The sequence below is a fragment of the Kitasatospora sp. NPDC096128 genome, from assembly GCF_040303105.1.
GTDB lineage: Bacteria > Actinomycetota > Actinomycetes > Streptomycetales > Streptomycetaceae > Kitasatospora.
Genome location: NZ_JBEOSP010000074.1, coordinates 1 through 12,457, shown reverse-complemented (window position 1 = coordinate 12,457; position 12,457 = coordinate 1). Strand labels below are relative to the sequence as shown.

The window sequence follows — 12,457 nt, the reverse complement described above, 5'->3', positions numbered from 1 at the left end:
CCGCTGTTTCCGAACCCCCCACCTGACCCGAAAGGGCCGCACGCAGTGACCAGCAACCAGAACGGCGCCACCTACGCCGCCGCCGGTGTCGACATCGAGGCGGGCGACCGCGCCGTCGAGCTCATGAAGCAGTGGGTGAAGAAGGCCAACCGCCCCGAGGTGGTCGGCGGTCTCGGCGGCTTCGCCGGCCTCTTCGACGTGTCCGCCTTCAAGAACTACGAGCGGCCGCTGCTGGCCTCGGCCACCGACGGCGTGGGGACCAAGGTGGCCATCGCGGCCGCCATGGACAAGCACGACACCATCGGCCACGACCTGGTCGGCATGGTCGTGGACGACATCGTGGTGTGCGGCGCCGAGCCGCTGTTCATGACCGACTACATCTGCGTCGGCAAGGTCGTCCCGGAGCGGGTCGCCTCGATCGTCAAGGGCATCGCCGAGGGCTGCGCGCTGGCCGGCTGCGCCCTGGTGGGCGGCGAGACCGCCGAGCACCCGGGCCTGCTCGGCCCGGACGAGTACGACGTCGCGGGCGCCGGCACCGGCGTGGTCGAGGCCGACGCGCTGCTGGGCCCGGAGCGGGTCCGGGCCGGTGACGTGGTGATCGCGATGGCCGCCTCCGGCCTGCACTCCAACGGCTACTCGCTGGTCCGCCACGTGCTGCTGAACGAGGCCGGCTGGAAGCTGGACCGCAAGGTCGAGGAGTTCGGCCGCACCCTCGGCGAGGAGCTGCTCGAGCCGACCCGGATCTACTCGCTGGACTGCCTGGCGCTCACCCGCGCCACCGAGGTGCACGCCTTCTCGCACGTCACCGGCGGCGGCCTGGCGGCCAACCTGGCCCGGGTGATCCCGGACGGCCTGCACGCCCGCCTGGACCGCGGCACCTGGACCCCGCTGCCGGTCTTCCGGACCGTCGCCGAGGTCGGCAAGGTGGCCACCCTGGAGATCGAGAAGACGCTCAACATGGGCGTCGGCATGGTCGCCGTCGTCCCGCCGCACTCGGTGGACGCGGTGCTGTCGATCCTGGAGGACCGCGGCGTCGAGGCCTGGCTGCTCGGTGACATCGTCGACCGCACCGACGAGCACGAGGCCGGCGCGACCCTGTACAACGCCTACGAGGGCTTCACCGCGGGCTGACGGCCCGTCGTCACGCGCGAGGGCCCCTCCGGTGCACCGGAGGGGCCCTCGCGCACGTCAGGGGCGTTCAGCGCTCCTCAGCGGGCCGGCCGATCCGCCCCGAGCCGAAGGGGCGGGCCGGTGCCGAGGGGGAGCGCCGACCGTCGGCACCGGGGCAGAGCGCCCGGGAGGCGAGCAGGCGGTCAGGAGGAACGCCGAAGACCGGTCCGGCGCCCAGGGGGGCGTCAGGACCGGTCAGGCGAAGCTGCGGTTACGAGCGGCGGGAGGCCTGCGACGGCCCGGTGCCCGGTTCGGTGTCGCCGTCGTCGTCGAGGTCGGCGTAGCGGGCGGCGTACTCCGCGTACGGGTCGTCGTCCTCCTCCTCCTCGATCGGCTCCGGCTCGATCGAAGCGGTGGACGGCGATACGCCCAGCTCGTTGGACAGACGGTTAGCGTCGAACCCGCCGCTGTTGTACTTCAGCTCGCGGGCGACCTTCGTCTGCTTGGCCTTGGCCCGGCCGCGCCCCATGGGTCGACCCCCTCAACGATGGGGCTCACGGCCCCGAGTCTGACACGTGTTCATGATCAGGACCGGCCTGCCCGAATGGGAGGACCGTCCCTTGGAGCATTAACGGTACCTGTTTCCGCCGCTGGACGGTACGTCGTGGTTGTGACGTGGCGCGCACCGACCGCGCCCGAGACCAGGTCTTCCCAGGTCAGGGGAGGTTTTGCGGCGTTTTGCTCGCTGTCCGGAGGTGTTCGGGGTCCGTCGTTCCAGGACTGATTATCCCCCCTAGGGGGGCCTCGGATCACCCGTTCGGGCGGAGAAGTGAGAATCCGGTTCCACATTGTGATGCGCGGGGGGCCGAAGGTGACGGCCCCCCGCGCGTCCGACGCCCGGGAGGGGTCCGGCCGAGCCGGATCCGACAGCCGGATCAGCCGCGGCGGGAGCCCGGCAGCAGGACCGTGCGCAGCGCGCTGATCTCGCGCATCCGCTTCTCGGCGAGGCGGTCGGCGGCGACGGCCGGCGGGATGCCGTCGGAGGCGGCCCGGGTGAAGATCTCCAGGGTGGTGTCGAAGATCTTGGTGGCCTTGTTCTTGGCCCGTTCGAAGTTGAAGCCGTCGATCTCGTCGGCGACCTGGATGACGCCGCCGGAGTTCACCAGGTAGTCGGGGGCGTAGAGGATGCCGCGGTCGGCCAGGTCCTTCTCGACGCCCGGGTGGGACAGCTGGTTGTTGGCCGCGCCGCAGACGATCGAGGTGCCGGACTCGCCGAGCGCCCCGACCACGTCGTCGGTCAGCGCGCCGCCGAGGGCGCAGGGGGCGTAGACGTCCAGCTTGGCCTGGAGCAGGGCGGTGGTGTCGGCGACCACCTCCACCTCGGGGTGGGCGGCGCGCACCCGGTTGACGGCGGCCTCGAAGGGGTCGGTGACGACGACGGTGGCGCCGTCCGCGACCAGGTGGCCGACCAGGTAGTGGCCGACCTTGCCGACGCCCGCGACGCCGACCCGCTTGCCGCGCAGGGTCGGCTGGCCCCAGCGGGCCTGGGCGCTGGCGCGCATGCCCTGGAAGACGCCGAAGGCGGTCAGGATGGACGAGTCGCCGGCTCCGCCGTGCTCGGGCGAGCGGCCGGTCACGAACTCGGTCTCGCGCGCGATGACGTCCATGTCCTGGACGTAGGTGCCCACGTCGCAGGCGGTGATGTAGCGGCCGCGCAGCGACTCGACGAAGCGGCCGTAGGCCCGGAGCATCGCCTCGTTCTTGTCCTTGTTCGGGTCGCCGATGATGACGGCCTTGCCGCCGCCGAGGTCGAGCCCGGCCAGCGCGTTCTTGTAGGACATGCCGCGGGACAGGTTCAGCGCGTCCTCCAGGGCCGCCTCCTCGGAGGCGTACGGGAAGAAGCGGGTGCCGCCGAGGGCCGGGCCGAGCGCGGTGGAGTGGATGGCGATGATCGCCTTGAGCCCGGAGCTGCGGTCGTGGCAGAGGACGACCTGCTCGTGGCCGTCGCCGGGGGCGCCGTCCTGCTCGGTGCGGAAGATCCTGCTGAGCACACCGGGTGCGGGGTGCGTGGCGGGGGTCTGTACGTCGGTCACTGTGGTGACTCCAGTATCGAGGGCCCGCTGCTGTGGTGCGGGCGTCTGGGGCGAAGAATAGTCGCGCGCGCGGGCCCGATCAGCCCTCTTGTCCGAGCTTGCGCCCATTGTCCGAGGGGTGAGACGAGAGGGGTGTTCCGGTGCGGGCGCGAACGGTTCGGGGTCGCGCCCTCCCCGGGCCGCGCGGCGCGTGCGACCATGCAGGACGTGACCGTCGTGCGCACCTCCGTACTGCCGCCCTACGCCGCCCACCTGCGCGTCTACGAGCCCTTGGCGGCCTACCCGGAGCCCGAGCGGGCGCGCTGGCAGGCCTACGCGGCGGAGCACGGGCCGGACGCCGCGGCGGCGGAGCAGTCGGTCGCGGCGGCGGTGCTGGAGGAGCAGCGGGAGGCGCTCGCGGAGCTGGCCGCCCGCACGCCCCGGGCGCTGCCGGAACAGGAGAGCGGGCGGGCGTACCTGCGGATCCTGGACGGCGTACTGTACGTGTGCCCGTGGGCGACCAGGCTGCGCAGTTGGCAGGCGCTGGAGGAGCTGCGGGCGGGGGCTCCGGTGGCGCTGCTGGACACCGCGGTGCCGCCGGTGACCCGGGCGGCCGCCGAGGCGGACCGGGAGCGCTGGCGGGCCGGGCACCCGGACGCCAGGCCGTGGATCCTCACCAGCCGGTGGGAGGTCCCGGTGCGCTGGTTCCTGCCGTTCGGGGACGAGGACCGGTGCTTCGTTCCGGGGGGAGCGGGCACGGAGGAGGGGGAAGGGGAGCGGGGGAGGCCGGCGGCGCTGTTCTACCTGGTGCCGATGGCCCAGGCACGGCGCCGGGTGGCGCGGGCCTACCGGGCGCTGCGCGAGGCGGTACCGGAGGGGGAGCTGGTGCGGGGGGCGGAGCAGGTCGGGCGGTGGCTGGAGGAGTTCCACCCGCGCTCGCTGGTGGAGCTGGACTACGGGGGGCTGGTGCATCTGCTGGGGGCGGAGCGGTTGTTGGCGGACCGTTCGGCGGGGGAGCTGGAGGACGGGCTGCGCGCGCTGCGGGCGGGGGACACCGCCGAGGCGCTGCGGGCGTACGGGGAGCTGACGGGGCGGTGGCGGCGGGTGCTGGCGTTGCGGCACGCGAACTGACGTCCGACCGCCCGTGTATGACTGTAAGAGGTCTTTGGTCCACAAGGGGGCCGACCAAGGTCCCGGTTCGGGTCAATAGCTGCCGAACGTGACACTACTCACCGTTGACGCGAACTTACCCCTATGTGCAAAAATGGGACAACCAGCCCAACTTCACGTGAGCGTGCCCACTTTTGGGTGGTTCTGGAGTCGATGCGTGCTTTGCGGGGAAACGGAGGGTCTGGTCCCCTCGTAACCGGACGTCACGGCCGTGTGACTGTCCGCTATGGGGTGGTCCATCGCCATCCGTCGGCCTTGAACCCGTGAGGGGTCAATTTTGGCGGTTTGGTCGATAGGGCTGGACGGATGGTGTAGTTGTAGACACCAGGACAAGCCGTTCGTCCTATAACCGACTCGGCCCGTCTATGCCATTTCGGGCATCGCGGGCCAAGGTGCAGAATTTGAAGGATAGAACCGCCCTGGTTCGGTTCTCCGAGGAGGCCGCTCATGACCGCTCGTACCCCTGATGCTGAGCCGCTGCTGACGCCGGCAGAGGTTGCCACCATGTTCCGCGTGGACCCGAAGACGGTCACCCGCTGGGCCAAGGCGGGCAAGCTCACGTCGATCCGCACGCTCGGTGGTCACCGCCGCTACCGTGAGGCGGAGGTGCGCGCTCTGCTGGCGGGGATTCCCGCTCAGCGCACTGAGGCCTGATAGGCCAAAGGCTCTTTAAAGGGGCCGCTTACCGGACTCCGCCGGGTCCGGTAAGCGGCCCCTTTGTCGTACCCGGGGGCGGGCTTCCGATCGGTCGGAATGCTGAACTCCGGATAACGATTTGGTGCACGTGATGCGGGGGGGATTTACAGTGAATAACAGTGCAATTTTACATATTAAATTAGTGGAGTGTGGAACGGGTCGTTTCGGGGAGGGTTCCCGGGGGGTTCAGGTGACGACCGTCACGCGGTCCACCACTTGTGGTCTAGACCTAGTCCGGGGTAAGGACCGGACGACGAAAAAGCGAGAGGCCCGGAACCTTGACGATTCCGGGCCTCTCGCACTGCGGCGATCCCGACGGGACTTGAACCCGCGACCTCCACCTTGACAGGGTGGCGAGCTAACCAACTGCTCCACGGGACCAGAGTTTTCTGATCTCGTTCACTCGCTTGCCGCGCTGCGAACAAGACAGACTGTAGCCCATGCGGGGCCCCCAGGTCGAACCGGCTCCCGAGGGCCCCTCCGCGCACCCGCAGCTCAGGGGCGGCGCCGGGGTCACAGCGTGGCCCGGGCCGCCTCCATCGCCTTGGTGATCCGCTTCTCCGAGACCGGGCTCGGCGTGCCCAGCCCCTGGGCGAAGAAGCTGACCCGCAGCTCCTCGATCATCCAGCGGATCGCCCGCACCTCCTCCGAGGGCTGCTGCCCGGCCGGCACCGCCGCCAGCAGCTCCCCGTAGGCCTGCTGCACCTGCTGGACCTTCAGCAGCTGCTGGGCGTCCCGCTGCGGGTGGTTGGGCAGCGCCTCCAGCCGGCGGTCCACCGCCAGCAGGTAGCGCTTGAGGTCGGGCAGCCGCTGCCAGCCGGTGGCCGTCACGAAACCCGGGTGCACCAGCGAGGCCAGGTGCAGCCGGACGTCGTTCACCGCGTTCAGCAGCACCGGGCTGCTCACCGACTTCAACCGGGTCGAGGCCTTGTGGAAGGCGATCAGCGCGGTGGCCGTCTTGAGCGTGGTGTCCGCGGACAGGTCGTACAGGTCCGTCCGCACCTTGTCGTGCAGCTTGGCGAAGGCCGCCTCGTCCCAGGCCGGGCCGCCGGCCAGGGTCATCAGCCGGTCGGTCGCGGCGGCGACCACGTCCTCGAACAGGGCGGCGATCGAGCCGTGCGGGCTGTGCGAGAGCGCCAGCTTGGCCTGGTTGCCCAGCCGGCCCTGGATCGACTTGGCCGGGGAGGTGGTGGTCAGCATCAGCAGCCGGCGGGTCCCCGCCCACATCGCCCGGGTCTGCGCCTGCGGGGTGTCGAACAGCTTCACGCCGACCGCGTCGCCCTCGTCCACCAGCGCCGGGTAGGCGCGCAGCGAGTGGCCGCGGGAGCGCTGCTCGAAGGTGCGCTGGAGCACCGGCAGCCCGGCCGGCCAGGCGGTCAGCCCGCTCTGCTCGATGCCCTGCCCGGAGGCCGCCGAGGAGAGCGTCTCCTTGAGCTTGGGCTTGAGCTTCAGCCGCAGCTCCTCCAGGTCCTTGGACTCGGCGAGCCGGCGCTTCCCGTCCACCACCCGGAAGGTGACCTTGAGGTGCTCCGGGACCCGTTCGTCGTCCCAGGCCTCCGGCGGCACGGTGACGGCCGTCAGGCGCTTGAGGGCGTGCTCCAGGGACGGCAGCAGCGGCTCCCGGCGGTCCTTCACCGCGCGCAGCGCCGCCCGGGCGAAGTCCGGGGCCGGTACGAAATTGCGCCGGACCGCCTTCGGCAGCGACTTGATGTACGCGGTGACCAGCTCCTCCCGCAGACCGGGGATCTGCCAGTCGAAGCCCTCCGCGGTGACCTGGTTGAGCACCGGCAGCGGGATGTGGACGGTCACGCCGTCCGCGTCGCTGCCCGGCTCGAACTGGTAGGTCAGCTTGAAGCGCAGCTTGCCCTGCTGCCAGTGGTCCGGGTAGTCGGCCTCGGTGACGCCGTCCGCAGCGTCGTTGATCAGCATCGACTTCTCGAAGTTCAGCAGGTCCGGCTGCTCGTGCCGGGCCTTCTTCCACCAGGAGTCGAAGTGCCGGGTGGAGACGACCTCCTCGGGCAGCCGGGCGTCGTAGAAGTCGAACAGGGTCTGGTCGTCCACCAGGATGTCCCGGCGGCGGGCCCGGTTCTCCAGCTCCTCGACCTCGCCGAGCAGCTTGCGGTTCTCGGCGAAGAACTTGTGGTGGGTCTCCCAGTCGCCCTCGACCAGCGCGTTGCGGATGAACAGCTCGCGGCAGAGCTCCGGGTCGATCCGGCCGTAGTTGATCTTGCGCTGGGCGACGATCGGCACCCCGTAGAGGGTCACCTTCTCGTACGCCAGCACCGCGCCGGACTTCTTCTCCCAGTGCGGCTCGCTGTAGCTGCGCTTGATCAGGTGCCCGGCCAGCGGCTCGACCCACTCGGGCTCGATCTTCGCGTTGATCCGGGCCCACAGCCGGGAGGTCTCCACCAGCTCGGCCGACATCAGCCAGCGCGGCGGCTTCTTGAACAGGCCGGAGCCCGGGAAGACCGCGAAGCGGGCGCCGCGCGCGCCGCCGTACTCGCGCTTCTCCACGTCGAACAGGCCGATGTGGGAGAGCAGTCCGGCCAGCAGCGACTGGTGGATCCGGTCCGCGTCCGGCTCGGCGTCGGGGTGCGGCTCCTCGATCGTCACGCCCAACTGCTTCGCCACGGTGCGCAGCTGGGTGTAGACGTCCTGCCACTCCCGTATCCGCAGGTAGTTGAGGAACTCGGACTTGCACATCCGGCGGAACGCCGAGGAGGACAGCTCCTTCTGCTGCTCCCGGACGTAGCGCCACATCGCCAGGTAGGAGAGGAAGTCGGAGGTCTCCGAGTTGAACCGGCGGTGCCGCTCGTCGGCGGCCTGGCGCTTCTCGGCCGGGCGCTCGCGCGGGTCCTGGATGGACAGCGCGGCGGCGATCACCATGACGTCGCGCACGCAGCCGTTCTTGTCCGCCTCCAGCACCATGCGGGCCATCCGCGGGTCCACCGGGAGCTGGGCGAGCTTGCGGCCGAGCGGGGTCAGCCGCTTGCGCGGGTCCTTCTCCTCCGGGTCCAGCGCGCCCAGCTCGTGCAGCAGGTGGACGCCGTCCTTGATGTTGCGCGAGTCCGGCGGGTCCAGGAACGGGAAGGCGGAGATGTCGCCCAGGCCGGCCGCCGTCATCTGGAGGATGACCGAGGCCAGGTTGGTGCGCAGGATCTCGGCGTCGGTGAACTCCGGTCGGGAGAGGAAGTCCTCCTCCGAGTACAGCCGGATGCAGATGCCGTCCGAGGTGCGGCCGCAGCGGCCCTTGCGCTGGTTGGCGCTGGCCTGGCTGATCGCCTCGATCGGCAGCCGCTGCACCTTGGTGCGGTGGCTGTAGCGGGAGATCCGGGCGTTGCCCGGGTCGATCACGTACTTGATGCCGGGGACGGTCAGCGAGGTCTCGGCCACGTTGGTGGCCAACACGATCCGGCGGCTGTTGGAGCGCTGGAACACCCGGTGCTGCTCGGCCGAGCTGAGCCGGGCGTACAGCGGGAGGACCTCGGTGTTCCGCAGCTTCAGCTTGGTGAGGGCGTCGGCGGTGTCGCGGATCTCGCGCTCGCCGGAGAGGAAGACCAGGATGTCGCCCGGGCCCTCGTCCTGCAGCTCCTGGGCGGCCTCGCAGATCGCCTGCACCTGGTCGCGGTCGCGGTCCGCCTCGTCGGCCTCGTCCTCGCCGTCGTCCAGGACGGGGCGGTAGCGGACCTCGACCGGGTAGGTGCGGCCGGAGACCTCGATGACCGGGGCGTCGCCGAAGTGCCGGGCGAAGCGCTCCGGGTCGATGGTCGCGGAGGTGATCACGACCTTGAGGTCGGGGCGGCGGGGGAGCAGCTGCTTGAGGTAGCCCAGCAGGAAGTCGATGTTGAGGCTGCGCTCGTGCGCCTCGTCGATGATCAGGGTGTCGTACTGGCGCAGATCGCGGTCGGTCTGGATCTCCGCCAGCAGGATGCCGTCCGTCATCAGCTTGACCAGGGTGTCCCGGCCGACCTGGTCGGTGAACCGGACCTTCCAGCCGACCGCCTCGCCGAGCGGGGTGTCCATCTCCTCGGCGACGCGCTCCGCCACCGTCCGGGCGGCGATCCGGCGCGGCTGGGTGTGGCCGACCAGACCGCGCACCCCGCGGCCCAGCTCCAGGCAGATCTTCGGAATCTGGGTGGTCTTGCCGGAACCGGTCTCACCGGCGACGATCACCACCTGGTGGTCCCGGATCGCCGCCAGGATGTCGTCCTTCTTCTGGCTGACCGGGAGCTCGGCGGGATACGTGATCTTCGGCACCGCGGCCCGGCGCTGCTCGACCAGCAGCGCGGCGCGGTCGATCTCGGCGGCGATCTCGGCGGCGATCTGCCGGCGGGCCTCCGGCTTGCGGACCCGGCGGGCCCCCTCCAGCCGGCGCCCGATCCGCACCTCGTCGCGCAGGGTCAGCTCGGGCAGGCGGGCGGCCAGCTCACCGATTCCGGGACCCTCGGCGGGGACGGGGGCGGACTGGACTGCGGGAGAACTCACTGCGGGCATCCCTCTAGGTTCGCAAGGAGGCACGGCGGAGCGCACCTCGGTTTTCGAGCCCCTCCAGTGTCACAGCCGCCGGTGCGGAATCGCGAACGCCGGGCGCCCCGGTGGTGGGCGGGTGCGGCGGGGGGTGCGGCGGGCGGGTGCGGCGGGGGGTGTGGCGGGCGGGTGCGGCGGGTTGGTGTGGCAGGCGTCCATGGAGTGGGCCGGGCAACGGTCGGTGGTGGTTTCGGACTCTGGAGGGCGAGGAGGTGCTCATGGGAGCCCACGAGACCGCTCGGGACGACGAGTTCCGGGCGTTCACCGGCAGTGCGTGGTCGCGGCTGCTGCGGACGGCCTACCTGCTGGCGGGGGACCGGCACGGCGCGGAGGACCTGGTCCAGCAGGCCCTGGAACGGGCCTACGTCCACTGGAACAAGGTCCGGGCGGCGGACGACCCGAACGCCTACGTGCGCCGCATCCTGGTCAACGAGCACGCCCGGCGGTTCCGGCGCAGACCGGCCGAGTACCTGGTCGAGGCCTTCCCCGACCGGCCCGCCCCGGCCGGCCCCGACCCGGACGACCGGGCCGTGCTGCTCACGGCGCTCGCCAAACTGCCGCCGCGCCAGCGCGAGGCCGTCGTCCTGCGGTACTGGGAGGACCTCAGCGAGTCCCAGACCGCGGCCGCGATGAACTGCTCCGTCGGCACGGTGAAGAGCCAGGCCGCCAGGGGACTGGCCAAACTGCGGGAGTCCTCCTCTCTCTACGGACTGACCAGCATCGGAGGTAGCAGCAGATGAGTACGGAGTCCATGCCCGCCCACGACGGGGGCCGCCGCGAGGACGTGGAGGCGGCCGAGGCCACCGTCGCCTGGGAGCTGGGCGAACTGGCCGAGAGCGTCGAGGCCGGACCGGTGCCGTACGACCGGCTGCTGGCCGGGGGGCGGCGCCGGCTGCGGCGGCGCCGGCTGCTGACCGGCGCGGCGGTCGCGGGGCTGGTCGTGGCGGTCGGCGGGGCCGGGACGCTGCTCGGCGGGGCGGGGACGGTGTTCGGCGGGTACGGCCGGCTCCCCGGGGGTGCCTCGGCGGGGGCCGCCTCCCCGGTGGCCGCGGCGGCCGAGGTCGCGCCGGGTGGGCCGGGGGTGCCTGGTGGGCCGGGGGTGTCGGGCGGGCCGGGGGCCCTTCCGACGGCTTCGGTCTCACCGGTGGCTTCGGCCGCTCCGTCCCGGGCTGCCCGGGACCCCTTCACGCCGGTCCGGGTCAAGGTCGGCGAGGGCACGACGAAGGGGCACGCCCTGGAGGCCTGGATCGCCCTGTGGCCGGCGGCCGCCACCCGGGAGGACGGCCTCAAGCAGGGGCGGCTGATCGGGGAGGAGCGGCTCGCCGCCGACCCGCGCCTGGCGCCGGACCCCCAGCAGGGCGGCCCGCTCTGGGGCCCGTCCAGCGACCGGGTCGACATCTACCTGATCGTCGACGGCAAGCGGCAGCCCGGCGACTACGTGGTGTCGGTCCCCGCCCCGGGCGGCGTGGAGGAGCCCGACACGGACGCCGTCATCGGTGGCGTGATGCTCAACCGCATCGTCGGCACGGCGGGCAGTCCGGACATGGTGGTCGTCCGGGTCCAGCCCGAGGTCGCGAAGGTGGCGGTCAGATGGAAGACCGGGGGCTCCGTCGAGGCGGTGCCGGTCGGGGCCGGGGACTCCCCGGTCCACTGGTACGCCGTCGTCCGCAGGCAGGGTTCCACCGACAACACCGCGATCTCCTACGCCGCGGACGGATCGGTGCTGCGGACCCAGACCACCTGGTGGTGATCCGGCTCATGGCTGGAGCGCGGCCTCGTCGGCGTCCGGGAGCCAGTCGCGGGCCGGGTCGTACTCCAGCCACCGGCTGCGGGCCGCCTCGGCGGTGAACGCCCTCAGCAGGGAGTCCAGTTGGCCGTCCTGGTCGGTGCGCCAGAGCAGTGACCAGGCGTACAGCGGGGTCGGGTCCGTGAGCGGGACGGTCCGTACGTCCGGGCGGGCGGGCAGCGGGCCGTCGGCGGGGACGAGCGAGAAGCAGCCCGGATCCGCGCCGACCTGGTCCAGGAAGTGCTCCAGGCCCAGATTGGTCGAACCGACCCGGTCGACGATGCCGAACCGGGTGGCGAAGCGGGTCAGGAAGTCCAGGCGGTCCACCGCCGCCGGATAGCGCAGCACATTGCCGCGCAGCTCGGCCGGGCTCAGGACGTCACGGCCGGCCAGCGGATGGTCCACGCTCAGCAGTGCGTCCACCGGCTCCAGGCGGACCAGCCGGTGCGTCAACCCGGCGTCGGTGCCGTCCGGCAGGGCGTGCACCCGGCCGAAGCCGGCATCCGACTCCCCGCGCAGCAGCGCCGCCGCCACCGACGGCAGGTCCCGCCCCGGCACCGGCTCCACCTCCAGGCCCGGCGCCGCGTCCACCGCCTGCGCGAGGGTGCGCATCGGTGCGTACAGGTGGCCCCACACGTCGATCCGCAGTGGCCGTCCGGCCCCCCGCACGGCTGCCACCGCCTGCTCGGCCTGCGCCAGCAGGCGTCGGGCGGGCTCCAGGAAGCGGGAGCCTGCGGCGGTCAGGGTCACGCCGCGGGCGTCGCGGTCCAGGAGGCGCACTTCGAGGGCGGTCTCCAGGCGGGCGACGCGCTTCGACAGGCCCTGCTGGGTGATGCCGAGTCGGGCGGCGGCGTGGCCGAAGTGCAGGGCTTCGGCGGTGGTGACGAAGGCTCGTACGTGTGCCAGATCCAGATCCACCTGGGCACCCTAGCTCCGGGGGTGAGGGGTTCCGCTGCGCGGGGCTGGGGTGTGGGGGTGGGCTCTCGGGAGGGTGGGTGAGGCCGGGGGCGGTTCCGGGGGTGGGCGCTCCGGGGGCTGGGTGATTTTCGGACCGCCGACCCTCATTGAGGGGGGCTGGGACCGTTGGCGGTCTGAA

General features: G+C 71.8%; 9 protein-coding genes and 1 tRNA gene. 5 read left to right on the top strand and 5 right to left on the bottom strand.

Annotated elements, in window-relative coordinates:
- Window positions 1-45 precede the first annotated feature (45 nt).
- Window positions 46-1,131, top strand: a complete 1,086-nt coding sequence (gene purM, locus ABTY61_RS39855) for a phosphoribosylformylglycinamidine cyclo-ligase (protein ID WP_350510126.1) — start codon at window positions 46-48, stop codon at window positions 1,129-1,131.
- A gap of 250 nt (window positions 1,132-1,381) precedes the next feature.
- Here purM and ABTY61_RS39850 read toward each other — a convergent pair whose 3' ends face one another.
- Window positions 1,382-1,639: a DUF3073 domain-containing protein gene (locus ABTY61_RS39850; protein WP_049654080.1), complete on the bottom strand. Its 258-nt coding sequence runs from the start codon at window positions 1,637-1,639 to the stop codon at window positions 1,382-1,384.
- 406 nt (window positions 1,640-2,045) lie between these two features.
- Window positions 2,046-3,203, bottom strand: coding sequence for a Glu/Leu/Phe/Val dehydrogenase dimerization domain-containing protein (locus ABTY61_RS39845; protein ID WP_350510125.1), 1,158 nt, complete (start codon window positions 3,201-3,203; stop codon window positions 2,046-2,048).
- 207 nt (window positions 3,204-3,410) lie between these two features.
- Between ABTY61_RS39845 and ABTY61_RS39840 the strand changes: the two genes are divergently transcribed.
- Complete coding sequence (locus tag ABTY61_RS39840) at window positions 3,411-4,313, top strand: DUF8083 family protein (protein ID WP_350510124.1); 903 nt, start codon at window positions 3,411-3,413, stop codon at window positions 4,311-4,313.
- A 486-nt stretch (window positions 4,314-4,799) separates the two neighbouring features.
- Window positions 4,800-5,006, top strand: coding sequence for a developmental transcriptional regulator BldC (gene bldC / locus ABTY61_RS39835; RefSeq protein ID WP_014137253.1), 207 nt, complete (start codon window positions 4,800-4,802; stop codon window positions 5,004-5,006).
- 349 nt (window positions 5,007-5,355) lie between these two features.
- Here bldC and ABTY61_RS39830 read toward each other — a convergent pair.
- A tRNA-Asp gene (locus ABTY61_RS39830) sits at window positions 5,356-5,429 on the bottom strand.
- 132 nt (window positions 5,430-5,561) lie between these two features.
- On the bottom strand, window positions 5,562-9,542 hold the full coding sequence (gene hrpA, locus ABTY61_RS39825) for an ATP-dependent RNA helicase HrpA (RefSeq protein WP_502895521.1): 3,981 nt from the start codon (window positions 9,540-9,542) through the stop codon (window positions 5,562-5,564).
- A 251-nt stretch (window positions 9,543-9,793) separates the two neighbouring features.
- Here hrpA and ABTY61_RS39820 point away from each other — a divergent pair, with 251 nt between their 5' ends.
- Window positions 9,794-10,315, top strand: coding sequence for a SigE family RNA polymerase sigma factor (locus tag ABTY61_RS39820; RefSeq protein ID WP_350510123.1), 522 nt, complete (start codon window positions 9,794-9,796; stop codon window positions 10,313-10,315).
- Window positions 10,312-11,325 carry a hypothetical protein gene (locus ABTY61_RS39815; protein ID WP_350510122.1) on the top strand — a complete coding sequence of 338 codons (1,014 nt, stop codon included), beginning with the start codon at window positions 10,312-10,314 and terminating at the stop codon, window positions 11,323-11,325. Before ABTY61_RS39820 ends, ABTY61_RS39815 begins: the two co-directional genes overlap by 4 nt.
- 6 nt (window positions 11,326-11,331) lie before the next feature.
- Here the strand turns inward: ABTY61_RS39815 and ABTY61_RS39810 are convergent, their stop codons facing one another.
- On the bottom strand, window positions 11,332-12,279 hold the full coding sequence (locus ABTY61_RS39810) for a LysR family transcriptional regulator (protein WP_350510121.1): 948 nt from the start codon (window positions 12,277-12,279) through the stop codon (window positions 11,332-11,334).
- Window positions 12,280-12,457: the final 178 nt, after the last annotated feature.